General features: G+C 39.1%; 24 protein-coding genes and 1 pseudogene. 4 read left to right on the top strand and 21 right to left on the bottom strand.

What is annotated here, in order from left to right; translation table 11 throughout:
- Window positions 1-173: 173 nt before the first annotated feature.
- Together CRO56_RS07230 and CRO56_RS07225 are read right to left on the bottom strand one after the other, a co-directional pair.
- Window positions 174-731 carry a Rossmann-fold NAD(P)-binding domain-containing protein gene (locus tag CRO56_RS07230; protein WP_097157931.1) on the bottom strand — a complete coding sequence of 186 codons (558 nt, stop codon included), beginning with the start codon at window positions 729-731 and terminating at the stop codon, window positions 174-176.
- Window positions 732-750: 19 nt separating this feature from the next.
- Window positions 751-1,008 carry a PHB depolymerase family esterase gene (locus CRO56_RS07225; RefSeq protein WP_097157930.1) on the bottom strand — a complete coding sequence of 86 codons (258 nt, stop codon included), beginning with the start codon at window positions 1,006-1,008 and terminating at the stop codon, window positions 751-753.
- A gap of 218 nt (window positions 1,009-1,226) precedes the next feature.
- Here CRO56_RS07225 and CRO56_RS07220 point away from each other — a divergent pair, with 218 nt between their 5' ends.
- Entirely contained in the window at window positions 1,227-2,642 is a 1,416-nt protein-coding gene (locus CRO56_RS07220; protein ID WP_097157929.1) for a glycoside hydrolase family 18 protein, read from the top strand.
- 101 nt (window positions 2,643-2,743) lie between these two features.
- Complete coding sequence (locus CRO56_RS07215; RefSeq protein ID WP_245855636.1) at window positions 2,744-2,953, top strand: hypothetical protein; 210 nt, start codon at window positions 2,744-2,746, stop codon at window positions 2,951-2,953.
- A gap of 112 nt (window positions 2,954-3,065) precedes the next feature.
- Here CRO56_RS07215 and CRO56_RS07210 read toward each other — a convergent pair whose 3' ends face one another.
- From CRO56_RS07210 to htpG, 9 genes and pseudogenes are all read right to left on the bottom strand, one after another.
- Window positions 3,066-3,530 carry a YndM family protein gene (locus CRO56_RS07210; protein ID WP_097157927.1) on the bottom strand — a complete coding sequence of 155 codons (465 nt, stop codon included), beginning with the start codon at window positions 3,528-3,530 and terminating at the stop codon, window positions 3,066-3,068.
- Window positions 3,531-3,829: 299 nt separating this feature from the next.
- The gene (locus CRO56_RS07205; RefSeq protein ID WP_097157926.1) at window positions 3,830-4,711 is read right to left on the bottom strand and encodes a proline iminopeptidase-family hydrolase; all 882 of its coding nucleotides are present in this window, start codon (window positions 4,709-4,711) and stop codon (window positions 3,830-3,832) included.
- 136 nt (window positions 4,712-4,847) lie between these two features.
- Entirely contained in the window at window positions 4,848-5,846 is a 999-nt protein-coding gene (locus CRO56_RS07200; RefSeq protein ID WP_097157925.1) for an inorganic phosphate transporter, read from the bottom strand.
- Window positions 5,847-5,859: 13 nt separating this feature from the next.
- Window positions 5,860-6,477, bottom strand: a complete 618-nt coding sequence (locus CRO56_RS07195) for a DUF47 domain-containing protein (protein WP_097157924.1) — start codon at window positions 6,475-6,477, stop codon at window positions 5,860-5,862.
- Between the two features lie 315 nt (window positions 6,478-6,792).
- Entirely contained in the window at window positions 6,793-7,740 is a 948-nt protein-coding gene (locus CRO56_RS07190; protein ID WP_097157923.1) for an NAD(P)H-dependent flavin oxidoreductase, read from the bottom strand.
- Window positions 7,733-8,917 (bottom strand): thiolase family protein, encoded by a 1,185-nt coding sequence (locus tag CRO56_RS07185; RefSeq protein WP_097157922.1) that lies wholly within the window; start codon window positions 8,915-8,917, stop codon window positions 7,733-7,735. The genes CRO56_RS07190 and CRO56_RS07185 overlap by 8 nt, the downstream gene beginning before the upstream one ends.
- Before the next feature lie 310 nt (window positions 8,918-9,227).
- Window positions 9,228-10,001 carry an enoyl-CoA hydratase/isomerase family protein gene (locus CRO56_RS07180; protein WP_097157921.1) on the bottom strand — a complete coding sequence of 258 codons (774 nt, stop codon included), beginning with the start codon at window positions 9,999-10,001 and terminating at the stop codon, window positions 9,228-9,230.
- 2 nt (window positions 10,002-10,003) lie between these two features.
- Entirely contained in the window at window positions 10,004-11,509 is a 1,506-nt protein-coding gene (locus tag CRO56_RS07175) for a class I adenylate-forming enzyme family protein (protein WP_097157920.1), read from the bottom strand.
- A 337-nt stretch (window positions 11,510-11,846) separates the two neighbouring features.
- Window positions 11,847-13,760, bottom strand: a pseudogene (gene htpG, locus CRO56_RS07170) (molecular chaperone HtpG).
- Window positions 13,761-13,972: 212 nt separating this feature from the next.
- Here htpG and CRO56_RS07165 point away from each other — a divergent pair.
- On the top strand, window positions 13,973-14,458 hold the full coding sequence (locus tag CRO56_RS07165; RefSeq protein WP_097157919.1) for a peptide ABC transporter substrate-binding protein: 486 nt from the start codon (window positions 13,973-13,975) through the stop codon (window positions 14,456-14,458).
- 38 nt (window positions 14,459-14,496) lie between these two features.
- Here the strand turns inward: CRO56_RS07165 and CRO56_RS07160 are convergent, their stop codons facing one another.
- Both CRO56_RS07160 and CRO56_RS07155 read right to left on the bottom strand, forming a co-directional pair.
- On the bottom strand, window positions 14,497-15,576 hold the full coding sequence (locus CRO56_RS07160) for a maleylacetate reductase (RefSeq protein ID WP_097157918.1): 1,080 nt from the start codon (window positions 15,574-15,576) through the stop codon (window positions 14,497-14,499).
- 394 nt (window positions 15,577-15,970) lie between these two features.
- Window positions 15,971-16,231: a DUF1450 domain-containing protein gene (locus tag CRO56_RS07155; protein WP_097157917.1), complete on the bottom strand. Its 261-nt coding sequence runs from the start codon at window positions 16,229-16,231 to the stop codon at window positions 15,971-15,973.
- Between the two features lie 274 nt (window positions 16,232-16,505).
- Between CRO56_RS07155 and CRO56_RS07150 the strand changes: the two genes are divergently transcribed.
- Window positions 16,506-18,002 carry a catalase gene (locus CRO56_RS07150; protein WP_097157916.1) on the top strand — a complete coding sequence of 499 codons (1,497 nt, stop codon included), beginning with the start codon at window positions 16,506-16,508 and terminating at the stop codon, window positions 18,000-18,002.
- Window positions 18,003-18,143: 141 nt separating this feature from the next.
- On the opposite strand, the gene dacB is transcribed toward CRO56_RS07150, so the two are convergent.
- From dacB to CRO56_RS07110, 8 genes are all read right to left on the bottom strand, one after another.
- A complete protein-coding gene (dacB, locus tag CRO56_RS07145) occupies window positions 18,144-19,577 on the bottom strand; it encodes a D-alanyl-D-alanine carboxypeptidase/D-alanyl-D-alanine endopeptidase (RefSeq protein WP_097157915.1) in 1,434 nt (477 codons plus the stop codon).
- Between the two features lie 204 nt (window positions 19,578-19,781).
- Window positions 19,782-20,183, bottom strand: a complete 402-nt coding sequence (gene paaI / locus CRO56_RS07140; RefSeq protein ID WP_097157914.1) for a hydroxyphenylacetyl-CoA thioesterase PaaI — start codon at window positions 20,181-20,183, stop codon at window positions 19,782-19,784.
- 65 nt (window positions 20,184-20,248) lie between these two features.
- Complete coding sequence (locus tag CRO56_RS07135) at window positions 20,249-21,418, bottom strand: ABC transporter substrate-binding protein (protein WP_097157913.1); 1,170 nt, start codon at window positions 21,416-21,418, stop codon at window positions 20,249-20,251.
- 53 nt (window positions 21,419-21,471) lie between these two features.
- Window positions 21,472-22,197 carry an ABC transporter ATP-binding protein gene (locus CRO56_RS07130; RefSeq protein WP_179714204.1) on the bottom strand — a complete coding sequence of 242 codons (726 nt, stop codon included), beginning with the start codon at window positions 22,195-22,197 and terminating at the stop codon, window positions 21,472-21,474.
- Between the two features lie 5 nt (window positions 22,198-22,202).
- Window positions 22,203-22,985 (bottom strand): ABC transporter ATP-binding protein, encoded by a 783-nt coding sequence (locus CRO56_RS07125; RefSeq protein ID WP_097157911.1) that lies wholly within the window; start codon window positions 22,983-22,985, stop codon window positions 22,203-22,205.
- Window positions 22,978-24,018 carry a branched-chain amino acid ABC transporter permease gene (locus tag CRO56_RS07120; protein WP_097157910.1) on the bottom strand — a complete coding sequence of 347 codons (1,041 nt, stop codon included), beginning with the start codon at window positions 24,016-24,018 and terminating at the stop codon, window positions 22,978-22,980. Before CRO56_RS07120 ends, CRO56_RS07125 begins: the two co-directional genes overlap by 8 nt.
- Window positions 24,019-24,897 (bottom strand): branched-chain amino acid ABC transporter permease, encoded by an 879-nt coding sequence (locus CRO56_RS07115; RefSeq protein WP_097157909.1) that lies wholly within the window; start codon window positions 24,895-24,897, stop codon window positions 24,019-24,021.
- 470 nt (window positions 24,898-25,367) lie between these two features.
- Window positions 25,368-26,696, bottom strand: a complete 1,329-nt coding sequence (locus CRO56_RS07110; RefSeq protein WP_097157908.1) for a hypothetical protein — start codon at window positions 26,694-26,696, stop codon at window positions 25,368-25,370.
- Window positions 26,697-26,721 lie beyond the last annotated feature (25 nt).

Here is a 26,721-nt window from a genome sequence, read left to right as displayed (position 1 = left end):
AACTGCTTCTATTTTTTCCTCTATGTTAAATTTAGACATATAAAAACTGCACCTCCAATTGTTAGTTGTGTGTCTAACAATTGGGGTGCAGTTCATTCCTAATATTAATGGGTGGTTTTTCCATCATTTTAATTCATTTGATCTAATCCTACAATGTTATTCTTTCCTTTTACTCATGGCCTTTTTTCCCACGGTTCTAAAGTACCCACAACAGTTTTAGTTTTATTTCCCTGAATCGCTTGAATAACACCCTCCGATATTTCTTGATGAGTTAACCATCTGGAAGTAGTTCCATTATATATAAAACCTAATAGAACTTCTTTTACATAACAATTTTCAGGTATATCAGATTCGGGTGATATTATACTTGATAAATAACTACTGCTGCCTTTAATAAGGATTAACGTCCACTGATGAATTTGAAGTTCAGATACTTGTTTCATTATAGTTGGAACTGCAGTTGGTGCTGTGCTATGTATCCAAGCGACAACCATATATATCGGACCATGCTGTTTAAATGCGGTTTTTAATTCACTCTTTAAAGCTTCAATATCTGAGTAATCTAATTCTTTAACCTCAAGTCCATGTTCACCATACATTTTCTCCAATCGTTCTAACCGTGTTTTGTTTCTTCCATAAGCAATTGTATGATCTGCGTTCGTTGTAATCCAACCGGTTGCTTCAGCCAGCATCCCAGTCCCGCCAAAAATCAATACATGACCTAAGCTCACTACAATTTCCTCCTTTAATTTATGTGTTTAAAAAATAATAGAGAGTTACTATAAAATAGTATGAATCAAAATAGATATTCCGTGAATAAGAGTACCCATTCTCTACCTGCAGGTCGTTCCCAATCACACTCATCACCCCTCCAGCTGACATTCCGGCAATATAAACTCCTTTTGGATCAATGGAATACTCGCTCATTATATCCTTTGTCATCCCTGTAATTATGGATAGCTCCCCTTTCCCTCTCATTTGATGTTCAGGTTCAAACCAATACAGCATTCACTTGTATTGGCCTCGCTGTTTGTTCGGGGTAAAGTTTATAAAATCCATCTATTTCGGCAAGCCATTATTACTTATCCGCGGTTACACTAGAGTTACAAATCTGAGGGTTAAAAAGATCACACATATCGGACTGTGTAATGTCATAAATTTATTAAGTATTATGTTTAACTTTATAACTATTTTTCTGTGTATCCTAGTAAGAAAGGATGACCTCAATGTTAATTCATGTCGTACAGTCTGGAGATACCTTGTGGAGAATTTCTCAAACATATGGCGTAACGATCGATCAAATTACCGCAGCAAATCAACTGCCAAATCCAAACCAATTAGTTCTTGGGCAGGCATTGGTCATACCAGAAATTGCCCGATATCATATCATTCAGCCAGGTGAAACATTATGGAGTATTGCGCAAAGGTATGGCGTTACAATTGAGTCTATTTTAAATGAAAATCAAATTCAAGATCCTAATATGATTTACTCTGGGCAACGGTTAAGAATTCCATCTGATTTTCATATTGTTAAATCGGGTGAAACACTTTGGGCTATTTCCGTAAAATATGGGGTTCCGATCCAAGATATTGTTCGTGTTAATCGAATCACAGACCCATCTAGAATTTATCCGGGCCAGTCTTTGATTATCCCTGAGAAAGCAAAGCCGCTAAAAGAAGTGAATGCCTATATTACAAGATTTGATCAAAGCGGCCAACAAATAGTAAGGGAAATTGGTCAGTATTTAACATATATTACTCCCTTTAGTTATCAAGTGAGAGCCGATGGAACGATACGAAATATCAATGAAACAGAATTATTGAATGTTGCAAGGAATGTAAATGTATCCCCTTTGTTGGTATTAACTAATTTTAGTGAAGGTGAATTTAGTTCAGAGCTTGCACACGAAATTTTCATAAATACTTCCATTCAGGACACATTGATCGATAACATCGTTCAGGTTATGCAACAAAAAGGATATATAGGGTTAAATATTGATTTTGAATATATATACCCACAAGATAGAGAGAATTATAACGAGTTTTTACGGCGAGTTGTAAGCCGACTGCGTCCATTAGGCTATTCCGTATCAACTGCGGTGGCACCAAAGTATTCTGCAGAACAGAAAGGGCTGTTATATGAAGCCCATGATTATCCGGCTCATGGGGAAATTGTCGATTTTGTTGTGATTATGACCTATGAATGGGGCTGGTCTGGCGGACCGCCAATGGCTGTTGCTCCGATTAGTGAGGTGCGGCAAGTTATACAGTATGCTCTTTCTGAAATGCCGAGTAATAAAATTATGATGGGTATGCCTTTGTATGGTTATGATTGGACACTTCCATACGTACAAGGCGGTCCTTGGGCGCAAACACTAAGTCCGCAGGCAGCTGTCGCGCGGGCTGCTCAATATGGTGCTGCGATCCAATTTGATGAAAAAGCACAGTCCCCTTTCTATAGGTATCACGATGCTCAAGGGAAAGAGCATATTGTTTGGTTTGAAGATGCTCGGAGTGTGCAGGCCAAGTATGACTTGGTAAAAGAACTCAACTTACGGGGTGTAAGTTATTGGGTGCTTGGAAACCCGTTCCCGCAAAATTGGTTAGTACTGGAAGACAATTTCCGGATTCAGAAATACTAGCAGGTTTCGAGTTTGACTCTATATGAGAGGAGATAACTACTCTGCTTATTCATGTCATTCAAAGAGGAGAAACGTTATGGCAGATTGCGAGCCGGCACCGAGTGACCATTGCACAGATTGTTGAAACAAATGAATTGGTATATCCCAATCAATTGGCAGTTGGACAGTATGTGCTGTTTCAGGTCGGTTATGGGCCGTTCTGCATCATTTATGTGCCGTTCCATACCGGTTATAGGCCATTCTGCATCATTTATGTGCCGTTCCATACCGGTTATAGGCCATTCTGCATCATTTATGTGACTTACCTATAAAGGTTACATAGGAGTTTCAAAAAAGTGAACTTCACTATCGTTTTATAAAAATAACCCCTTAATCAAATGTTCCCATCTGATTAAAGGGTTAAGTTCTGGTTACTTAGAGGATCTACCTTTTTTCCTTTTCGTTGATTTCTGTTTTTCCCTGATCAGTATAGTTGGTCTCCTCTGCAAATTCAGTAGCAAATCTTCTATCTTGGAATCGTATATTTCGTTTAGGTTCTTGGTTTCTATCTGGATATACACGATTTTTCATAAAAATATGGAAAAGAATTTCAATTGCAGTTATGGCTAGAGATGCAAAAAAGCTGGCTGCAAGAATACTCCATGTCTGTTCAATCATTACATAGCTTAAGAAGCCGATGGTTGCAAAGGATAAGATAAAATCCCCGATTGAAGCAGCAGTATTTCCCATTCGTAAGATCCCTAAATCTCCAACTATATACGAGATTAGAGTTGTGACGATCGCTATTAATAAAATCTCTGTAAATGGCGGGTCAAATATACTTAAAAATGAAAGTACCACAACCCCTATTATTACAAATTTAGCTAAAATAGCCCATACATGTTTCATACAATACTCTCCTATCTCATTTGAGGAAATAGACCCCGTATGGTATTTTGAGAATAGTTACTTTTTAATTCTTTACGTAGAAAACTTGGTCTCCCTCACCTATCTCCTTCTCATTCTTCTACTGTTATCGTTCTCCATTTCATTGTCGTTCTATGAAGGAACATTATGACATTTGTGGCAATAATAATCCTTAATGCTAATACTGCTGATAAAACAGAATTTATATAACATTATGATTTAAATCAAAAAATGAAAAAGCTATCCAACTATGAATAGCTTCCTTTAATCAATCTTTATCTTTATTTTTCACTTTCATCCACACTCAATAAAAACTCATTTACCACCCGCACATACTCTTCCCTTTCCTCTAAATAAGGCATGTGCGCACTGTTTTCAAATACATGAAACTTTGAATTTGGTGTAAGCCTGCTAAAATACTCGGTTGATTCCGGAGTAGCTTCATCGAACCGTCCACATGTATAGAGGGATGGAACCCTGATATTCTTTAGTTGTGATGTACAATCAAAATCCTTTAAATTCCCCGTTACATGAAATTCTGAAGGTCCCCACATAATATTGTAAATTTCAGGATTTTTGTGTTGAGCCCCTTCTTTTAAAAATGCAGGCATAGGATCCAATCGGCATACAAATCGTTTATTAAATTCTACAGTCGCCTTTTTATAAGCTTCTGAGTCAGTAGTACCATTTTCTTCGCATTCTGTAAGGACAGCTTGTACCTCTTCTGGCAGAAGCTCGCGATTTCGCCTTTGATCCTCTGCCCAGCGCGGCGCACTCAAACAAGGGCTTGAAAAAATGACACTTTTGACACCAGTTGGCTTAGTTAGCATGTAGGCAGCAGCTAATGTAGTTCCCCATGAATGACCAAGAATATGGACCCGATCAAGAGATAATGCTTCTCTAATTTGACCTAATTCCTCTACAAAGCGGTCAATCCGCCACAATGATTTATCAGTAGGGCGTTCAGATTTCCCGCATCCTAATTGGTCATAAAAAACAACAGGACGATCTTCGGCTAAAATTCGTAAGCCTTGCATCGCATAGTGTGAGGAACCAGGTCCTCCATGTAAAAGAATAACAGGTGTTTTATCTGTCCCCGTATTATGTATTTGATACCAAACCTTCCCGCCTGTAACTTGAACAAAGCCTTCTTGAACAGACATTTTTCTCTCCTCTTTTCTTTTTTTCCTGACTTATTAACAATATTAGATTAGTTGGGAATCTTAGGCAAAAACAAATATGTTGAAAGTAATAAAAACAGTAAAAATTCAACAAAAAAAGCTGTTTAAAAACAGCTTATTAAAAGAATAAATTTAAAATCACATAAAAAATAGCCGCTAATGCTCCAGAAACTGGTAAAGTTATTACCCAGGTTAATAACATTCTTTGGGCTGTTCCCCACTTTACTCCTCTTAATCGATGGGCAGCACCGACTCCAAGAATCGAAGATGATATAACGTGAGTCGTACTGACGGGCAGGTGAATATAAGTAGCCCCGAAAATGATAGCTGCTCCAGTAAGATCAGCTGCAACTCCATTAACAGGCCGGATTTTCATAATTTTTGCTCCGACTGTTTTGATGATTTTCCATCCACCAACCGAGGTTCCTAGACCCATGGCGAGAGCGCAGGAAACTTGAACCCAAGTTTGAACTTCATCAGTAGATTGATAATTATTAACAATTAAGGCCATTGTGATGATTCCCATCGCTTTTTGGGCATCGTTTGTGCCATGCGAATAGGCTTGCAATGCAGCGGTACCAATTTGAATCGCTCTAAAGTTCCTGTTCGTCTTAGAGAGATTATTATTTTTAAATATTACTTTAAAGATGCTGTATACGATATAACCGGCTATAAAAGCAAGAATCGGAGAAATAATAAGAGCTGCCAAAATTTCTAAAAATCCGTTATAATTTAAAGCTCCAAAACCAGCAGCACCAATCGATGCGCCAGCAATCGAGCCGATAAGGGCGTGTGAGGAACTGCTTGGGATTCCATAATACCAAGTAATTAAGTTCCAGCTAATAGCGGCCAGTAATGCTGCCAGGATAACGAGGGTGCCATTTTCGAGAGTGAAAGGATCAACAATTCCTTTTGTAATCGTTTTTGCTACTCCCGTAAAAGTCATAGCCCCAATAAAGTTCATAATGGCAGCTAGTAAGATGGCTTGTCTGGGTCTTAATGCTTTCGTAGATACGGACGTAGCAATTGCGTTGGCTGTGTCATGAAATCCATTTATAAAGTCGAACGCAATAGCCCCAATTACAATTAAAATCGTTAAAAAAAGTACTGTATCCATAAATTAAAGCTCCTTACGCGTTCTTCATTATTATGGCTTCAAATGTGTTCGCTACTTTTTGACAGAAGTCTGCAATTTCTTCAAGTTCTTCATAAATCTCTTTATATTGAATGATTCGGATTGGATCTTTTTCAGTAAAGAATAAATGCTTAATTGATTGACGTAAGATCCCATCACACTTAGATTCATAATCCTTAATTTTAATGGCATGTTCTCTCATTTGAATTAATTTTTTTGATGATAGCAGCTCAACTGCTTTCTCGATTTCGATCGAACAATTCCTGATCGCATCTACAAACTTAAGCATATAATCATCTGCAGACGTAATAGAATACATTTCAAAAAGAGCGGCCGTATGTTCGAGACCATCCAGAACGTCATCCATACTCATGGCTAGAGCTAAAATATCTTCTCTTTCAATCGGCGTAATGAAGGTGTTGTTCAAATCCTTAATCACTTCATGAACGAGATGGTCCCCTTTAGTTTCGAGCTCCTTCATTTGGTCTGAGAAGATTTTTAAATCGCTGACATTTTTCAGTTTATAATCTGCGAAATAAAAAGCACTCTCTTTTAAATTAGAAGCGATGCTGCTAAGATGAATAGCAAACTTGTCCTTTTTTTTGAAAACCATAATGAAAACCCCCATTTTTTAAAAGAAAAATATCCAAACTCCATAATAATAACGAAAAAGATATAAGCAGAATAGAGATTGAATAAAAAATTTACAAAAATTTAATATAAACTATCTTTACTTCTTTAATTTTTTTACAAACAGTAAATAATTATGGATTATATAAGAAGCGAGTGATATGTCACGGGTAAATCTTTGAAAAAGGCATGGGATTATTTTTCTTCATGGTTTGTTATATATACAATTGATAAAAAAGAAAACTCGCAGTGTCGCGAGTTTCTAGCCAGGGACTCGTAAAGTCCCATTTGTATTTATTCATTTTTTACCATTTGCTGTTTGCTGAATATTTAATGACAACAATGCATTATGATACTCTTCTATTAGCTGATCAATAAGTTGGGCTACAGGCAAAACTTTTTGGACCGTGGATACTCCATGACCTGCTGACCAAATATCACGCCAGGCTTTCACATCGGTCGCATGCGTTAAATCAATTGAATCTCTTGGTTTTAACGAGCTCATATCAATTCCTGCCTTCTGGATACTAGGAATTAAATAGTTAGCATGGACCCCGCTAAAAGCATCCGTGTATAAAATGTCTTCGATCGTTGCGTTAATCACCATATCCTTATATTCTTCAGGAGCAAAGCTTTCTTCAGTCGCGATAAACCTGGTTCCCATATAAGCAAAATCCGCCCCTAGTATGCGGGCGGCTAATACATCCTTCCCATCGGAGAGGCCGCCAGCTAAAATAATAATTCCGTCCCAAAACTCTCTTATCGCAGCGGCAAAAGCAAAGGGGTTTAATCTGCCGGCATGTCCTCCGGCTCCATTACAAACCAGAATCAACCCATCTACACTTGCTTCAGCCGCTTTTTTAGCGTGTCTTACAGTTGTCACGTCGGAAAACACAAGTCCGCCGTAGTTTTTTACTACCTTTAATACCCGTCCGGGATGACCGAGAGATGTGATGACAATGGGCGGCTGATACTTGCGAATGAGCTCTAAATCAGGCTCCAATCGTTTGTTGGTTGCATGTGAAATAAAATTGACCGCCCATAACTGATCGGGCAGTTCTGATTTAATTTGAATCAGCCATTCCTCTAAAATTTCGGATGTACGAGCATTTAATAAAGGAAATGAGCCGATAACGCCTTTTTTACTTGCACTGATGACGAGTTGCGGGCTTGAAACTAAAAACATCGGCGCGACAATAACTGGTAAACGTAACTCCTTGAACTTTGATTGAAGATTATTATACATTTTCAATGACCACCGCAATTCCCTGGCCTCCGCCAATACAAAGACTGGCTACACCGAAATGTACGCCGCGCTGTTTTAACTCATAAGCGAGAGACAAAAGTATGCGCGTACCGCTTGCCCCAACCGGATGCCCTAATGCAATTGCTCCGCCATTAATATTGGTTTTTTCCCGATCTAGTGCTAGCTCCCGTTCCACCGCTAGATATTGAGCAGCGAATGCTTCATTCACTTCAAAAAGGTCAATATCTGAAAGTGAAAGCTGTGCTTTATCTAAGGCCTGACGGATTGCCGGAACAGGACCAATTCCCATAATCGCTGGATCCACTCCGGCTACTCCCCACGACAATATTTTAACCAAAGGTGTCAGCCCTTTTTCTTCAACAGCTTTTTTGCTTGCTACCACCACAGAAGCTGCTCCGTCATTAATTCCGCTTGAGTTCCCCGGTGTAACAGTACCTTCTTTTTTAAAAGACGGTCTTAAAGAGGTTAACGCAGGAAGTGTTATATCCTCCCGTATATGTTCATCAATCGATACAAACGTTCTGCTTTTACGGCCAGGCACTTCTACCTCTACAATTTCTTTGGCAAAAGTTCCATTTCTTCTTGCTTCTGCAGCCCGCTGCTGGCTTAGCAGAGAGAACGCATCCTGTTCTTCACGCGATAGTTGGTACTTGTCGGCTAATTTTTCTGCCGTCATCCCCATTCCGCTGCCAGCATAATCATCCGTTAACGTACTCAGGAGCATATCTTCAAAATGGAGCGGGCCATATTTGATGCTGCCTAACCGTGCTTGGAAGTTAGAATAAGGCGACATCGACATGTTTTCGGCCCCTCCAGCCAAAACCAGATCCGCTTCTCCTAACAAAATATGTTGTCCGGCTGAAACAACTGCCTGAAGTCCGGAACCACATAAACGGTTCACGGTATACGCTGGCACTTCTTGCGGTACACCAGCTTTTAGGCCAATATGTCTCGATAAATAAGCAGCGTTTTTATAAGAATGAATCACATTTCCGTAAATTACGTGATCAATCGAGTTAGCATCGACTTTTGCTCTTTTCAAAGCTTCAACAGCTGTTATAGCACCTAAATCTTCCGCGTTTACAGTAGCAAGCGAGCCTCCAAAGCTAGTAAAAGGCGTCCTGGCACCCTCAATTAGGTATACTTCCTTGTTCATCATGTTCTCCCCCCATTTTCTTCAAATATATCATGAAATGAATGAATATTAGAGCCGATTTTTCATATATCCTCCAGAATAAACGAACTTAGAAACGGATAAACGAACTCAAGAGAGGATATCCGAACTCGGGTGCCAGATAACCGAACTCAGAGGGCGGATAAACCGAACTCAGCAGCCGTTAACCGAACTCAGAGGACGGATAACCGAACTCAGCAGCCGTTAACCGAACTCAGAGGACGGATAACCAACTCAGTTGCCCTTAACCGAACTCAGCTACCCCAAAAAAACAGAACTCGCGCTATTCCCCTTATTTTCCTTTAAAAATAGGTGGCCGTTTTTCGATAAATGCTTGGATTCCTTCCTGAAAGTCCTCTGATTGCAGCAACAGTAGTTGATGCATGCTCTCAACAGCTAAACTATTCCTTACCTTTTCTCCAAGCAGCTGGTTAAGAATCTTTTTTGAATATTTTTGGCTTAACGGGCTTCCTTTGATTATATTTTGTGAGAACAAGAAGGCGTCATCGACTGCAGATTTTTCTGCCATCCGATTTATGACGCCTTTTTGATACAATAACTCACTGGATAAAACCGTTCCGAAGACAATCCATTCTTTTAAAAGATTGACAGGAATCCGTTCGAGCAATAATTGAAATAAACCCAAATCAGGAATCAGACCGACCTTGGAAAAACTGATTGTAAACTTTGCGTCACGTTCTGCAATAATGAAGTCAGATGCCAAGGCAAGACTAAAGCCCGCTCCAGAGGCATGGCCATGAACAGCTGCTATAACCAGCTTAGAGATACTTCGAAGTTTTGCAGTAAGGGCTGTGGCATTATCTAGCCAGTAATAAGCTTCTTCTTGGTTCTTTAGCTTTTTGATGGTTTCTAGGTCACCGCCAGCACAAAAGGAGGAACCATTCCCGCTTAAAATAATGACCCGCACTGTCTGATCAGAACAGGCGAGATCTAAGGCAGTATGAAAATCATGAATCAATTCGGTTGATAGTGTATTCAGCTTTTCCGGCCGGTTCATTTTAATATGGGCGATCCCATCATTCACTGAATATGAAACAAATTCCATTTCTATACACCTACAGAGGTACGCAAATTATTTTTTAAAACCTTTCCGCTGGCGTTCCGTGGAAGGGCGTCTATAAAACTGACTGCTGCCGGCAGCTTATATTTAGCTAATTTTGGTCTGCAATATTCGATGACGTCTTCAGCAGTTAGCGTCTGTCCTTCTTTCAATACGATAAACGCTTTTGGGACTTCCCCATATACTTGATGCGGGACTCCGACTACTGCTGCCTCTAAAACCTCCCGAAGTTGATATAAAACTTCCTCAATTTCTACCGGATAAACATTTTCACCGCCGCGAATAATCATATCCTTTTTCCGGTCTACAATATATAACAAGCCTTCTTCATCTAATCGTCCTAAGTCTCCGCTGTAAAGCCAGCCATTTTTCAAAGTTTTATAGGTTTCGGCATTATTTTTCAAATAACCCTTCATATTTTGCGGACCCTTAACTACAATCTCCCCGACTTCACCAGGAGGAACATCGTTTCCGTCCTCATCAACTACACGAACTTGAGTTTGTGGGAGCGGTTCTCCAACGGACCCGATTTTGTCCAGAGCATAATGGTCTTTTAAAGTTGTAGCTGCGGGTGAATTTTCTGTTTGCCCATATAAGTTTTGTACTTTTACATTTAGATAAAGCGCTTTCAGCTTTTTCACTAACTCATAAGGCATCGGAGCTGCTCCGTAAGTAAATAACCGCAAATGAGAAAGATCCAATCTCGCCATTTTAGGCGTATTTAACAGAATGCTGTACATCGCTGGAACGCCAAAGAAAATCGTTACTTTCGCCTGCTCCATTGTGTTCAATGTTTGTTCAGGTGAAAACGCCTCTTCAATAACAATCGTACCCCCTTTGTATATAACCGGGATACTAAATACATGGCTAGCTGCACAATGAAATAGCGGAGTTACAATCAGGACGCGGTCTGAGGATGTGATATCCATCGCTTCTGACCAAATTTGCGCAACAGCTCGGACATTGCTTGCTGTCAGCATAACCCCTTTGGGTTTACCGGTTGTTCCCGACGTATAAAAAATCACAGTGGTATCGTCCGGGTTAACCGTACCTTCATGGAAAGAAATGGAATCGTCAGAAATGACCGTTTCAAGTGTAGCCTCTCCACCAACTTGTAAGCGGTCATGAAAATGTTCAAGAGCTGGCCGTATCTGATTTAGGACTGGTTCAAAACGCTCTTCATAAATAAGTGCCTTTGCTTCAGAATGGGTGAATATGTACTCAACTTCAGGAGCAGTAAGCTTTGTATTGACTGGGGTGAACGCGTACCCTCCTAATTGGCAAGCATAATAACATACGAGAAAATAATCAGAGTTAGGAAGATAGACGGCAATCCGATCGTCTTTTTGATAGCCTTTCGCCTGAAAATACCCGGCTAAATTCTGTGCCTGTTTCAAGAATTGTTTGTATGTAGTGTCTTTTCCCTTGAAAGAGGTAATTACCTTTTCAGGCTGTGTTCTGGCATGCTCGGCTAATTGATCCGTTACAAACATAGTAACATCTCCTTTTTTAAAGCTAGATTAGTTGGAATCACAAATTTTGACCACTGCCCTGGGTTTGTTCATTATTTTTTGGATGGATAGACTGGGGTCAATTAGCAGGAGTGAAAGGCGGTAGACAATTGTCACAATTTCAATATGTTATTCGACAATTTACAATTGTTTGAATATTCATTATTCAACTCTATTATAATTTCCTTAGGTTTAAAGTCAATTGGTTTTTCATGAATCTCGTTCTGCCATCCTCTCTTTTTCTTGCATTTTTATATAAAATAACAGCCCTTCTCAGCTATGTGAGTCGGGCTGTCATAAAATTTGTCTATTGTAGGTTTTAAGAGACCGTCTTACTGAGTGCCCTCTGTTCAGACACCATAATTTTGCAAAGATCATTGGCAAATGCTACAGGGTCTTCAATAGGCAAGCCTTCAATCAGAAGCGCTTGGTTATAAAGAACCTTCGTGTATAAATCTAATTTCTCTTTATCAGTATCAAAGGCTTGTTTTAAAGTTTCAAACACCTCATGACTGGTATTCAATTCTAATATTTTCTCAGCTTTTACGTTTTGATCAACAGGCATTGCATTTTAGATTTTTTCCATTTCGATCGTAACTTCACCGTCTGTTGATAAACAGACAGGATGAGTTCTCAGTCGTTTAGACACGCGAACATCTTTAACTTTGTCAGCTAAAACTTTTTTCATATAATGAAAGAGGTCTTTGTTTTCATTTTGCTCCGTGTCTGCTTTTGTTTCCTGTTCGTCCGAATCAATGCCTAAATCGCCGCTTGAAACAGATTTAAACTCCTTATCCTTATAGGTCATAATCATCTTAATGGCAAACTCATCAATATCCTCGGTTAAGTAAAGAATCTCATATCCTTTTTCGGCAACCAGTTCAGTTTGCGGCAGTTTTTCGATTCTTTCAATTGATTCTCCAGAAGCATAATAAATAAACTTTTGATCTTCTGGCATGCGGGAAACGTATTCTTCTAGGGCGACTAACTTTTTCTCTTTTGAAGAATAGAACAATAGCAAGTCCTGAAGGGTTTCCTTATTTACCCCAAAGTCATTGTAAACGCCAAACTTAAGCTGTCTCCCAAACGATTTGAAAAACGCTTCATATTTTTCCCGGTCATTTTTTAACAAGCTTTGCAATTCGTTCTTAATTTTCTTATAGATATTCTTGGCAATCAGCTTTAATTGCTGGTCATGCTGCAGCATTTCTCTTGAAATATTTAAGGACAGATCCTCAGAGTCCACCATCCCTTTGACAAAGCTGAAATAGTCAGGAAGCAGGTCTGGACACTTACTCATGATTAAAACTCCATTTGAGTAGAGTTCAAGTCCCTTTTCATATTCTTTAGAATAGTAATCAAACGGTAATTTTTCCGGGATAAAAAGAATCGCATTATACCGGATCGTTCCGTCTACACTAATATGAATGTGTTTAAGAGGCTTGTCAAAACCATAGTGTTTTTCCTTGTAGAAATTCTCGTAGTCTTCATCCTTCAGTTCAGATTTGTTCTTTCGCCAAATTGGAACCATGCTATTGATGATTTCCTCTTCCATATACTCTTCGTACTCGTCTTTGTTATCTTCCTTTGGCCTTCTTTTAGTGATGTCCATCTTAATTGGATATCTGATAAAATCGGAGTATTTCTTAATAATTTCTTTTAATCGGTATGTTTCTAAAAACTGATCATAACTTTCGTCTTCTGTGTTTTCCTTTATTTTTAGGGTGATTTCCGTGCCGACTTCTGTTTTATCAGCAGGTTTAATCGTGTATCCATCAGCTCCTTTTGACTCCCATCGATAAGCTTCGTCACTGCCTAGTGCTTTACTGATTACAGTAACGACATCGGCAACCATAAAGGCGGCATAAAAGCCTACACCAAATTGACCAATGATATCATGGCCGTCTTTGATTTCGTTTTCATTTTTAAAGGTAAACGAACCGCTTCTTGCAATTGTTCCCAGATTGCTTTCAAGCTCCTCTTTTGTCATGCCGATTCCGGTGTCTATGATTTTTAACGTTCTTGTTTCCTTATCAGGAATCACTTTTATGTAATATTGATCTTGATCGAATCGTAAAGAATCGTCGGTTAAGGCTTTATAGTAAATCTTATCAATGGCATCACTGGCATTCGAAATTAATTCCCGTAAGAAAACCTCCTGCTGAGAATAGATTGAGTTAATCATTAATTCTAGCAGCCTTTTAGATTCGGCTTTAAACTGTTTTTTGGCCATAATCATTTCTCCTCCTTCTTTAGAAAATAAGAAAAGTTTTCACTTAAGATTTTAGCACTCACACGAAAAGAGTGCTAAAATTAAACAATTTTTAAATAACATATAATTTTAAAGGTGTCAATATTTGAGTAACGTTCAGTTTCCTCCTTTATTTCTCATAATCGAAACCATTTTCTTCAGTTCTCCGTCTAATGGTAAAAGGGGTGTTTCAAATGAGAGTTAAAATCCTATCTATGTTTTTGTTTGTAAACCTATTACTTGCCGGTTGTGTAAATGGAGTCAATCCAAAGGAACAATCCAGTGAAGCATATCGGGTTGCCTTAGAGGCTATTATGAAAGAAGATAAAGCTTTGAGCAGCGGGATGGAATTTATCGCGATTGATATGAGTAATTTTACAGAGGTAACAGACGAAGATAAGGAAGAAATTAAACGCTTCTTTAAAAACAAATATAAAATTGAGGTAAAAGATGCTACATTTGAAGAATTAAAGGAGCTGGGACATTTCGATGAAGAAACCATGATGTTAGATGGTGTACTTCTTAGAATTGAGAATGTCGATTTTAAATTGAATAATCAAATTGTCTTTGAAGGGTCTAAGTACCGTTCTGGTTTAGGTGCGGTAGGTCTCGAGGTTACGGTTCATTATAAGGATGGAAAGTGGCAAGTAAAAGAGACTAAAATGACGTGGATTAGTTAAGAGGCTTGCGGAAAATCCAAGCCTCTTTTGTTTGTTAGTTAATTAAGTAATTCCGGCACAGGCCGTTCACCCTCGAATGCATATTGTAGCAATGCTCGGATGGATGTAAGATCCACTATACGCGGATTATAATAGGTATTTTTGGTTGCAAGCTCGGCAGCCAAATCTAAATCCGCTTCCTTTAATCCAAGTTCTTCTAGTGACATCGAAATGCCTAATGAAACGGCAAGGTCATAAATAAATCCAGATACCTCCTCCTCCCTAACTTGAAGAGCTCTTGCCATGGCTTGCATAGCTTCAGGGATATACCTGAAATTATAGGCGATGACATAAGGCAGGATTACGGTATGAGTGAGAGCGTGCGGCAATCGAAAGGTTCCCCCGAGTACATGACAAAGCTTATGGTGCAGAGCCATCCCAACTGAAGCAAGGACTGCTCCGCTTAACCATGAACCATATAGTGCGCCGGAACGTCCCTCGACATCCTCGGGATTTTCATTGATTTTAGGTAAACTAGTTAAAATCGCTCTTATGCCCTCCTCTGCTATTAGTGAAGTTATCGGATTTTTCTTTTCTGCATAAAGTCCCTCAACACAATGGGCAACTGCATTAAATCCGCTCGTCACCGACACAGTTTTCGGAAGACCTAGGGTCAGTTCCGGATCGTAAATAACGGTTTTAGGTTTTACGATCAGATTATTCCCCGTTTGCTTGACTCCATTTTTGGTGATTCCCCAAACAGGGGTCATTTCAGAACCGGCATAGCTCGTCGGTACAGCTAAAATAGGAAGTGCTGTCTCCTTTGCAATTGCTTTTGCCAAACCAATCGAGGAGCCTCCACCGAAGGCAACAAGGACATCGGCTCCACTAGATTGAATCTCTTGAAGTGAATCTTCGATTATTTCAACAGGTACATGCTCGACTGCTTTTGCAAGAACCCCTATACTCAGATTCCCGAGAATACTATGTATTTGATTCGCTTGCTCGGTTCTTCCAGGCGTACTGATAATGATTGCCTTTGAAGCACCTAACAGAATAACCTCATTTGCAATTTGTGCAATTGTTCCTTTCCCAAATACAACTCGGCCAGGCGCTGATTCGTAAATGAACTCGTTCAAAACAAGGACCCCTTCTCTTTATTGTTAGGCATGTTGACTCTTCGCAACGTAATAGAATGAAGATTGCTTTTTTGATATTCTTTCTATTTCGAAAAGGACATAGAATCCGTTATTCTTATAATTTAAGTGGAATCTGAGTTGCTATAGGACATGAGATCCGTTATATATGAATTTTGCCAAGAAAATGCTCTTATTTACTTTGAATAACGGAACGTATGTCCGCTCACTTTGAAAAAACCCTGTTTTTTATATGAATAACGGAACCAGTGTCCTTTTAACACCGTCAGATGCAGAAAAATGGCCTTTTCTATTTGATTAATCAAGTAGAACACCAAGGTTTATTTCTTGCATCCAATATGAGTTTCTCCTATCCTTTTTATAAAGCGAAATTAGATTATATTTCCTTTAACCGATTAAGCAGCTCTTTTGATGAAGCTTCTGCTACCAATTCACCGTCTACGATTGCATAAGCATTCTTTTTGCAAAGTTTGCAGTGGCTTTGGCAGTCATATTCTTTATATATAACATGGGCCTGATTGAGAAAATCTTTGAATAAAGGGAGATCATCTTCTTTTAAGAAACGATCTAAATTATTCTCACAAAATTCGATAGTTAGTTTTTTCCGTTTATCGGTTTTAGAAAAGAGCCATTTCATCATGATGCCCCCAGATTCTCAATTACTTTTCATTATAACAGATTTAAATATATTGCCATTTAGTAGTCAAAGTACTAGTAATAGTGTATCAATCTCAATCAAAAATCACTAATTTTTTGCTTTCTGTTTCTAAAAAATTGTTCTGATTTTATAACAGAATTCTCAATAAATAGTTACTACTAATCGAGAATTATTTTAAATAAGTATTGATTTTCGAATGATAAGTGTTATCATTTAAAGTGAAAATATTAAAGTATCTAGGAGGTATCTTGTCTTGGATAAAAAAGATCAAAACAAAAAGAGACTGACTACTGCATTTGGTAATCCTGTATCAAATGACACAGATTCAAAAACAGCAGGTCCTCGTGGTCCATTATTGATGGAGGATTACTGGTTCATTGAAAAATTAGCTCATTTTGATCGTGAAGTTATTCCAGAACGCCGTATGCACGCAAAAGGTTCTGGGGCATATGGAACATTCACAGTTACGAATGATATTACAAAATACACTCGAGCTAAACTCTTCTCTGAAGTAGGAAAGAAAACCGACATGTTTATCCGTTTCTCAACAGTTGCTGGTGAACGCGGGGCTGCTGATGCTGAACGTGATATTCGTGGAACAGCTATGAAATTCTACACAGAAGAAGGTAACTGGGATCTTGTTGGTAACAATACACCTGTTTTCTTCATGAGAGACCCTAAGAGATTTCCTGACTTGAACCACGTCGTTAAACGTGATCCAAGAACTAACATGCATAGTGCTCAAGCAAACTGGGATTTCTGGACTTCGCTTCCTGAAGCTCTTCACCAAGTTACAGTGGTTATGAGTGACCGCGGTATTCCAGCTAGCTACAGACATATGCATATGTTTGGAAGCCACACATACAGTATGTTTAATGCAAATAATGAACGTGTTTGGGTTAAATTCCACTTTAAAACACAACAAGGCATCAAAAACTTAACTGATCAAGAATCAGAAAGCTTAATCGGTAAGGACCGTGAAAGCCATCAACGTGACTTGTATGAAGCAATCGAGCGCGGCGATTATCCAAAATGGAAAATGTATATCCAAGTTATGACGGAAGAAGAAGCTAGAAATCTTCCTTATAATCCATTTGATTTAACAAAAGTTTGGTATAAGAAAGACTTCCCTCTAATTGAAGTTGGAGAAGTTGAATTAAATCGCAATCCTGAAAACTACTTTGCTGAAGTTGAGCAAGCTGCATTCGCTCCAACTAATATCGTTCCAGGAATTGGCTTCTCTCCAGATAAAATGCTGCAAGGACGTTTATTCTCATATGGAGATGCACAACGCTATCGTTTAGGTGTTAACCATTGGCAAATTCCAGTTAACTATCCAAAGAATGCGAAAGATTTCCATCCATACCATCGTGATGGTGCTATGAGAGTCTTTAATCCTTCTGAAGGTATTGTTTCATATAGTCCTAACAGCTATGGAGAATGGCAAGATAGCCCAGAACTTCAAGAACCAGCATTAGATATTTTCGGTACAGCTGATTACCATAACTTCCGTGAAGACGATGATCTTTACTATGAACAACCAGGTAAATTGTTCCGCTTAATGAGCGCAGAAGAACAGCAAAGATTGTTCGAAAATACGGCTCGTGCAATGCAAGGAACATCTAAAGAAATTCAATTAAGACATATTATCAATTGCTATAAAGCTGATTCAGCTTATGGTGAAGGAGTAGCAAACGCACTTGGTATTCCAATAAGTGAACTAGAAGTAGCCATTAGCAATCAAAAATAAAGCAATAGCTAACATTTACTTAAGTAGTTAAAGGGGCTGTCCAAAAAGTCGGGTAACTGACTTTGGGGAGCCCCTTCTCCATTTAAAAAAATGACTGTGTTACATATAGATGAGTGTATACATTACAAATTCATTTTTAACTTAACCCCAGACTAATATTTCAACAATTTCATCCTCAACTTGTTTGCCTAATTCTGAATCAAGCAAATTATTAAGAATTACGGAGAAAATCCACTGTTCGCCATTCTTCGTATCGATATACCCAGATAAAGAGCTGACCGTTTCAATCGTACCGGTTTTCGCTTTGATTTTTCCTTGCAGCTCATTCGTGCCCATTCGTTCCCTTAACGTCCCTCCGACCATTCGCTCCTTCTCCCCGCCAATCGGCAGTGATTGTAAGAAAGCGGGGAACCATGGCTGGGACTGGACTGAAAATAATAGCTGTGATACCTCATGAGCTGGTATTAAGTTAACGTGGGAGATGCCGGAACCGTCACGGAGAACCAATGTACTTGTATTCACACCAAGTTTTTCTAATTCCTCACGTAAAACCTCTAAGCCTTTATCCCAGCTTCCCTCTCCATAAACAACTTTCCCCATTTCTTTAACTAACATTTCCCCATGGCCGTTATTGCTTAACTTCATAAAGGGAATGAGCAGCTCTTTCAAAGGAATTGAGGTGTGGTTTGTTAATACTTTTGTTTTTTTAGTGGTCTCACCAATTTTCAAATTCCCCTTTAGCTCAATTCCGTACTTTTTCAAAGACTGTCTAAAAAGAGCTAATGCATATTCCGTAGGCTCCCAAACCGCGACCCAGATCTTCTCTTCTGGAGTATTTTCAGGAATTGTTCCTTTTATGTAAATCGTATTGCCGCCATGTTCTCTTTCGGGTTCAATATCAGTTTCTACATCTGAGCCAGCGGCAACTGTTACTGCCTGGTTTACAATCTTAACGTAATCCGTGTCTGGATCCAGGCTTAGAGTCGGCTGTTCCCCGATTTTACCGGGTTTTATGGTAACCAATACAGTACCGGTATCATAATCTTCTGAGGGAGATATGGTTAAGGCTGATACTTGCGCACCATAATAGAAAGTTTCATCTGTCCAGGTTAAATCAACCGAATAGCGGATGTTATCGTACCAAGTATCGTCCCCGATTAAGTCGCCTTGAATTTCTCGAATTCCCTGTTCCCTTAGTGTCTTAGCAAACAAATCAATGTCTTTTGGTAAAAGGGTCGGATCCCCCTTTCCTCTTAAATAGAGATTCCCTTTTAGAACCTCCCCTTCCAATTCTCCATCAGTCAAAACGTCTGTTTCAAAAGTATAATCTTCACCAAGAACTGAAAGTGCGGCTGCAGAGGTAAACAGCTTTAGATTAGAAGCGGGTCTTAAGCGGATATCACTATGGTGTTCATATAAAATTTCACCCGTTTCTCTAGAGCGGATACTGATCCCTGCAATTGCTCCTCTTAACTTTGGCTCATTTTGTAAATATTGGTTTAATCGCTGAGTGATCATGTCTTCTTCTCCCTTTGCTATTGTTTTTCCGCCTTCTTGCTCTAAACTGGAATACATAACAAGGATGATTAGAAGAAGACTCCAAACTACTCTATTTTTGATTTTACTTTACCACCTTTCTGTCTGATTTTTCTATCAATTTTTAAAAAATATAATTTTATTCAAATACTTTATTTAGATTGTGCACAATTTGCTAATACATGTAAAAAAATAACCACGGAATCTCTCATCTAGAGATGCCGTGGTAAAGCAAAAATCCAATTATCCAAACTGCTCCTTTTTCCGATAGACCATGCCATCTGCAGCAGCAATGATATCTCCAGCCTCATTGGTGACGATGAGGCGATAGAGTCCTAATTTAGGGTTTTTCGAGACCTCTGTTGCGGTCGCCTTTAAGTGGTCACCTGCCATTCCTGCCTTCATGAAATTTATACTCACATTGATCCCTACTGCAGTCGTCCCATACGAGTTACTGGCAATCGCAAAGGCAACATCGGCTAATGAGAAAATCACACCCCCGTTAGCGGCTCCATGAAAGTTCAGCATGTTTTCTTTTATCGTCATCGATACTTCCGCATAGCCTTCTTCTACTTTTTCTATTTCTATACCTAAAAACTTGGCATATGGATCAGCAGTTACTTTTTCAACGATGGAATCCCTCACAGACTCTCCTCCCTTGCGAAAAATGCACTCATCTCCTTTTAGATGAATGCATTTTTTCTATTATTCTATTCTTTGTAAACCCACTTACCGTCTTTAACTTCAGCTAAGACTAAGCTATCAGCAGTTAACCCGTTATGATCTTCTGGACTGAAATTAAAGACACCGGTCGCGCCGACAAAATCTTTAATATTATTCTCTAAATAATCTCTGATTGACTCACGGTCAGTTGCTCCATTTTCTAAAGCTTCCACCAATATCATTAAGTTGTCATAGCCATAAGAACCAAAGTTCGTTGGCTCACTGCTGAATTCTGCCACATAGTCATCATAGAATTTATTAATTACTTCATATTGCGGATCACTTTCTGGTATTTGCTTAGGGAACAGCAGTTTACCAGTTGGTATGACAACTCCCTCGGCAGCTTCTCCCGCTAAATCAAGGAACGATTGGTTTGCAATACCGTGACTTCCGATATAAGGAAGTTCCATTCCAAGCTCTTTCATATTTTTAGCCGCAATGGCAGGACCTGGGTTTGTTCCCCAAACCACTACCGCTTGAGCATCTGAACTGTTTATCTTGGTTAATTGTGTCTTCATATCTGCATCTTCGGTGTTGTAAGACTCTTTTGCAACAATTTCAATACCAAATTCATCTTTTAATTCTTCCATTAATTTGACTCCACTTTCCCCATAAGCATTCGAGTCAGCCAAAATTCCAATCTTCGTCATACCGGTTTCCTTTAAGTACATATAAACACGCTCTACAGCAAGGGCATCAGATTGTGGTGTCTTAAATACCCAGGTTGATTCTTCTACAGGCGAAACGATATCAATACTAGCACCAGCAGAAATGACAGGTACTTCATTATCCATTGCGATACCCTTCATGGCTAGGGAAGGCCCTGTAGTCGTAGTTCCTAATACAGCAATTACATTTTCATCATGAATTAAACGATTCATTTCCTCAATTGCTTTTTCAGGGGTCGACTCGTCATCCGCTAAAATGACTTCTATCGGAACCCCATTAATTCCGCCATTGTCATTAATTTGTTTCACTAACAATTCTGTTGTGTTCCACTCCGGTACACCGAGCGGGCTTCCTGGGCCAGTATTCGAATAAATCGCCCCTATTTTGTACACCTCTGGCTGTCCGTCTCCCCCAGAGTCAGAGCTAGAACAGGCTGCTAAAACAATCGAAATCATTGCAGCAATCAACAAAATCAAAAACTTTTTCATAGAACTTCCCCCTTTGTTCTCAAAGCTTATTTCTTAAACGCGGTTTCCCGCGGTTAATTCACGGTTTGACCTAAAAAGGCTTCCCGAACTTCGACATCATTTAGCAATTCTGCAGATGTGCCTTCTTTAACAATCGAGCCTTGCGACATGACATATCCACGGTCCGCAATTTTTAATGAAGCGTTTACATTTTGCTCAATTAATAAGACAGTGATCCCGAACTCATCCCGTAAGTTTTTAACATATAGTAATACCTCTTTAACGATGAGGGGTGCCAACCCAAGTGAAGGTTCATCCAATAGAAGTAAGTCAGGCTTTGCCATTAAGGCACGAGCAATCGCAAGCATTTGCTGCTGCCCGCCGGATAAGGTTCCTGCCAGCTGATCCTTTCGTTCCTTTAAAATTGGGAACAAGACAAACACTTTTTCTATCAAATCATTTATTTCTTTCTTGCCGGACTTTTTATAATGATGAAAAGCACCTAAATATAAGTTATCTGTGACCGTTAATGTACTAAAAACCTGTCTGTGCTCAGGAACATGGATTAAGCGCTTTTGCACGATTTTTTCAGGCGGCCAGGCAGAAATGTCGTTATTGTTAAAAAGGATTTGCCCTTGAGACGGCTTTTTCAGCCCTGATATGGTTTTGAGTAAGGTGGTCTTTCCAGCCCCATTTGCCCCGAGCATTGTGACGATTTCCCCTTTGTTTACGTGAAAGGAGACTTCTTTTAACGCCTGAATTGGACCATAGTTATAGAATATACTTTTTATTTCTAACACTGGATTCAAACAGATACCTCCTCATCATCGCTTGTTCCAAGGTAGGCCTCAATCACACGTTCATTGTTCTGAACCTCTTTGGGTGTACCCTCCGCAATCATTTCCCCTTGATCCAGGACAATGACTTTGTCACAAATACTCATAACTAAATCCATATCATGCTCAACAACTAAAATCGTAATATTCCGATCACGGATGGATTGTATCAGCTTCCCCATTTCAACTGTTTCTTGGTGATTGAGGCCAGCCGCTATTTCATCCAGCAGGAGCAGTTTAGGTTCAGTTGCAAGCGCCCGCGCTAATTCTAATATTCTCAGTTTTCCGAGCGGGAGACTGTCTGCAAACGTGTCTGCGATCTCATGTAATCCGGCAAATAAAAGATGTTCCATTGCTTTGTCATAAGTAAAATTTTCTTCTTTTTTCGTTTTCGGAAGCTTCAGCGCAGCTGACAGCATCCCTGCAGAGGTCCGGGTATGTAATCCAATCATTACGTTTTCCAGCACGGTCATATTTTTAAAGACTTGAATGTTTTGAAATGTTCTGGATATACCCAGGGAAGCCATTTTAAAAGCAGGGAGAATGTCGATTCGTTTCCCTTCAAACCATATTTCTCCAGCGCTTGGCGGAAACACGTTTGAAATCATGTTAAACATCGTACTCTTTCCTGCCCCATTTGGTCCAATTAAGCCATTAATATGTCCGGCTTCAATTGAAAAGGTGACATCTTTATTAGCGACAACTCCGCCAAAGCGTTTCGTCACGTTTTTTACGTCTAAAAGGTTAGCCATGCTGGTCCCCCTTTTCTGTTCGAACTGCCTCTGAGCTGTAACGTTTCCCTCTATTTTTTTGAAAAGCTGCTCTTAACTTCGGAGCAACGGTCGGGAAAAAGCCTTTAGGCATGAACATCACCACTAATACTAAAATGAGCCCATACAAAACCTGTTCAAAGTCACTCGTAATGAAGGTAAAATGAGTACCTAATGAATGAACGATCAGATTGATGGCAGTAATGAGAAATACCCCAAAAACTGGCCCCCAAATACTTGTTGATCCGCCTAACACCACCATAACCAGGAATAAGACAGAATGATCTAAACTAAATGAACTAGGCGCAATACTATATGACATATGAGCAAAAAGCCATCCGGCTAACCCCGCAAATGATGCACTCAAAATAAAGATTTGCATCTTGTATTTGCCAGTATCTACCCCCATGCTGCTTGCAGCAACCTCACTGTCATGGATGGAACGGAGCGCCCGGCCAATTCGAGAGTGTATAATATTGAGAGCAAGAATAATGACAATTAATGCCAATAACCAAACCAAGAAATAATAAGATAAGCCTTGTCTAAAAGTAAATCCAAACAGTTCGATTTTGGGAATCCCATAAAATCCGGATGCCCCTTTAGTTACAGTCTTCCATTCTACTAAAAGAACGTGAATAACAATCCCAAATGCAAGAGTGGCCATCGCTAAATAATAACCGTGCAATCTCGCCATTGTATGTCCCAAGATATAGGCGACTATTGCAGGAAGGGCTACAGAAAACAACAAGGAAACCCAAGGACTCCATCCGTAGGTAGTCGTTAAAACTGCAGAAGTATAGGCGCCTACTCCGTAAAAGGCTGCCTGACCAATGGAGATTTGACCAGCAAACCCCATCAGCAATCCAAGCCCGACCGTTACAATTGTATAGATTCCAGCAAAGGTTGCGTTTGTAATAAAAAAGGAGGATGAAAAGATAAAGGGAAGGATTAATATAAATAAGCTGAACACGCCTACACCCTTCCAGCTTACTTTTTGAATACCTGTTCGAATCAATTAGAGTCCTCCCTTCCCAACGTTCTTTTCGCCTAATAACCCATAAGGTCTAAACAATAAAAGCATCAGGACGACTCCAAACGCAATCGCATCCTTTAATCCTGAACTAATATAACCGGCTCCTAAAGATTCAATGACACCTAAGAGGAGTCCGCCGATAACAGCCCCAGGTGCACTGCCTAAACCGCCTAATATACTTGCCGAAAATCCTTTAATCGATAGCATTAACCCCATATCATAGGCTGGGAACAATATCGGACTGATGACAAGTCCGGCGAGAGCTCCTAAAGCAGCACTTAAAGCAAATGATAAAGATGACATTTTATGGGGACTTACCCCCATTAAACGTGCTGCTAATGGGTTAACAGAACTCGCACGAAATGCTTTACCGAGCATGGTTTTTTCCATTAACACATAAAGAACGATTACTATAACGACCATAAAGACCATAACCCATACACTTTGAGGTGTAATGGCTGCACCGAAAACCTGCAGGGGTTCGTTTGATGTAAAAGGCTCGACCTTAACGGAGTCTTTCCCCCAGACCATACTGGCAATCCCCTTTATAAAAATGGCAAGTCCGATCGTTAAAATAATCAAACTGATCGGATCTGAGCTTTTGGATCGGCGAATTATTGTTCTTTCCAGCAACCATCCAATCACAACCACAATGAGAATAGTTAAAAGGAATGAAAGAAAGTAAGGGATTCCAGCAGTGGTGAGAGAAAACATGGTCATCCCGCCTAGCATGACGAATTCACCCTGTGCTAGATTAATAACTTTTGTTACGCTATAAATCGTTACAAACCCAAGCGCTACAATCGCATAGATACTTCCAATCGTTAATCCTGACACTAAAAACTGTAACGCATCTCCCATCTTTTCACCTCTTTGTTTTATACTTCATTTTCTATATAACGTAAAAATAACGACTAGCTTAAAAATGTTTCAAAGAAAAAATATGTATGAAATTCCTATTGTTGTAATTTGTTGGTATATCATTAATTTTGAAACATCTCCCCTTTGGCGAAAACATGTATCCCAACGGAATTATGATGATTACTCATAATAAAGCGCTTACAAATTGTAATAAATAATAATATCCATTCCAATTCGAGTAGAAAATAATCCTATAACGAACTTAACGTGTCGGGATAATTTTTCATCATATTATTTTATACAAAAAGATACCCCAGCCCCACCCACTCTGTCAATCTATATTTTGAAAATTATTATTTTTCATATTTATCTGATATGCACTTGAAAATGATATAAAATAAGCAGAGATAAACTCCTTTAAGATGGAGTCTTCCCTGCATTTTTTGTATATTGAGCTGAGCTTTCTATTATTAATAACTGAATCGTCCTTCTCCCAAAGTGTCTAAAATATCCAAAAATAGACGAATCTGTTCTTTATCCCGCTGTGTAAGTTTATAGGTTTTGTCTGTAGTATAACCTTCAAATATAATTTCGGTGGTTTCAGAGTCGGCAATTGTTTGCAGCATTCGAAATTGAGCTCCATTTTCTCTTTCATCCAATCGCACCCATTCATAAGAGCCATATTCATCTTGTTTTCGTTTAAGATCCCCATAATCATAATAAAAGTCGAAAGGTTCAAGACTATCAATTGCGATTTTAATATCTTGGACTTTAATCCAATCCTCTCTGTGTCCATATCCAGTTACGATCTCCAACACAGTCTCCTCAGGACCTATACTTAGTCTTGGGTAAAAGTAGGTTTCACCAGGTAAAAGTTCTTCTACCCGGGGATTTTGATTTTTAGGAGTTAAATATATCGTATCAATCCGTTCATCATAGTACTGGCTCGTCTGATCGGCGAAGGTTGAGATAATAGATTCTTTCCTATATACATGTTCTAGGCCACCATACTGTTCTATTCGTAACTCAGCAAGTTCAGTTGGACCAACGATGCTTTCTATATAATCAAGCGCTGCATATGCTTCAGCAAACTTATTTTCCAATGCCAGCTGGTCAGCCTCTTCAATTTTAAACTGAATCATCGCTTCAGTATAATACTCAATATCATTATCAAGAACAAAGTTAACCGGATAGTACGTTTTCAGGTCTTGTAAGAGAAAAATAGCCTGTTTGTAATCACCATTCCAAAATATTTCATCAGCTTTTGCCAGGGTCTCCTCATAATAGTCACTTTTAATTTGCTGGATTTGCTCAAAGGCTAAATCAAATTCGTTAGTATCATGATCGACCTTTAGCAAAGTGTCGATTGCTTTTTTATAATCCTTTTCTTCAGCTGCTTGAATCCCTGCGGCAAGCAATTCTCTTGCTTCCTTTACTGTAGTGATCTCTTCAATCTTCTCGTCAACGAACTCAACTATTTCTGGAATTTCTATATCTTTATATATTTCTAAAAGCAAAATCGTAGATTCATAATCTAATATTTCTTCGATATAATATCGGGTAATATTTTCAATGTCGGCTTTCACAATAGGAGAAATTGTCTTTATTATTTCGTTTTTTTCCTCTTGGGAATACGCTTCATCTGCTATTGCGGAATGAAATGCATCAATTGCATCTCGCGGTTTATCTTCTTGTATGTATGCCGTAATGGTATCCACCTTGTCACTGACGCTTTGGCAGCCTGACAAAAGAATCAGAGTCGATAAAGTAAATACGAAGTGCGTAACTAAATTCTTCATCATTACCCCCGTTTTCAAAATAATT

Source organism: Bacillus oleivorans (genome assembly GCF_900207585.1).
In the GTDB taxonomy this organism is placed as follows: Bacteria; Bacillota; Bacilli; order Bacillales; family JC228; genus Bacillus_BF; species Bacillus_BF oleivorans.
Note: the sequence above shows the minus strand (reverse complement) of the source record. Positions and strands in the feature narration are given on the sequence as shown.

Bases quoted from the DNA above. Each gene is read 5' to 3' on its own strand.
- CRO56_RS07200 (WP_097157925.1), bottom strand. From the start codon at position 5,846: ATGGATACAGTACTTTTTTTAACGATTTTAATTGTAATTGGGGCTATT.
- CRO56_RS07195 (WP_097157924.1), bottom strand. From the start codon at position 6,477: ATGGTTTTCAAAAAAAAGGACAAGTTTGCTATTCATCTTAGCAGCATC.
- dacB (WP_097157915.1), bottom strand. From the start codon at position 19,577: ATGTATTCCAGTTTAGAGCAAGAAGGCGGAAAAACAATAGCAAAGGGA.
- CRO56_RS07220 (WP_097157929.1), top strand. From the start codon at position 1,227: ATGTTAATTCATGTCGTACAGTCTGGAGATACCTTGTGGAGAATTTCT.
- CRO56_RS07125 (WP_097157911.1), bottom strand. From the start codon at position 22,985: ATGGCTAACCTTTTAGACGTAAAAAACGTGACGAAACGCTTTGGCGGA.
- CRO56_RS07110 (WP_097157908.1), bottom strand. From the start codon at position 26,696: ATGAAGAATTTAGTTACGCACTTCGTATTTACTTTATCGACTCTGATT.
- CRO56_RS07225 (WP_097157930.1), bottom strand. From the start codon at position 1,008: ATGCTGTATTGGTTTGAACCTGAACATCAAATGAGAGGGAAAGGGGAG.
- CRO56_RS07180 (WP_097157921.1), bottom strand. From the start codon at position 10,001: ATGGAATTTGTTTCATATTCAGTGAATGATGGGATCGCCCATATTAAA.
- CRO56_RS07165 (WP_097157919.1), top strand. From the start codon at position 13,973: ATGAGAGTTAAAATCCTATCTATGTTTTTGTTTGTAAACCTATTACTT.
- CRO56_RS07205 (WP_097157926.1), bottom strand. From the start codon at position 4,711: ATGTCTGTTCAAGAAGGCTTTGTTCAAGTTACAGGCGGGAAGGTTTGG.
- CRO56_RS07135 (WP_097157913.1), bottom strand. From the start codon at position 21,418: ATGAAAAAGTTTTTGATTTTGTTGATTGCTGCAATGATTTCGATTGTT.
- CRO56_RS07190 (WP_097157923.1), bottom strand. From the start codon at position 7,740: ATGTATAATAATCTTCAATCAAAGTTCAAGGAGTTACGTTTACCAGTT.
- CRO56_RS07210 (WP_097157927.1), bottom strand. From the start codon at position 3,530: ATGAAACATGTATGGGCTATTTTAGCTAAATTTGTAATAATAGGGGTT.
- CRO56_RS07115 (WP_097157909.1), bottom strand. From the start codon at position 24,897: ATGGGAGATGCGTTACAGTTTTTAGTGTCAGGATTAACGATTGGAAGT.
- CRO56_RS07155 (WP_097157917.1), bottom strand. From the start codon at position 16,231: ATGAAATGGCTCTTTTCTAAAACCGATAAACGGAAAAAACTAACTATC.
- CRO56_RS07185 (WP_097157922.1), bottom strand. From the start codon at position 8,917: ATGAACAAGGAAGTATACCTAATTGAGGGTGCCAGGACGCCTTTTACT.
- CRO56_RS07175 (WP_097157920.1), bottom strand. From the start codon at position 11,509: ATGTTTGTAACGGATCAATTAGCCGAGCATGCCAGAACACAGCCTGAA.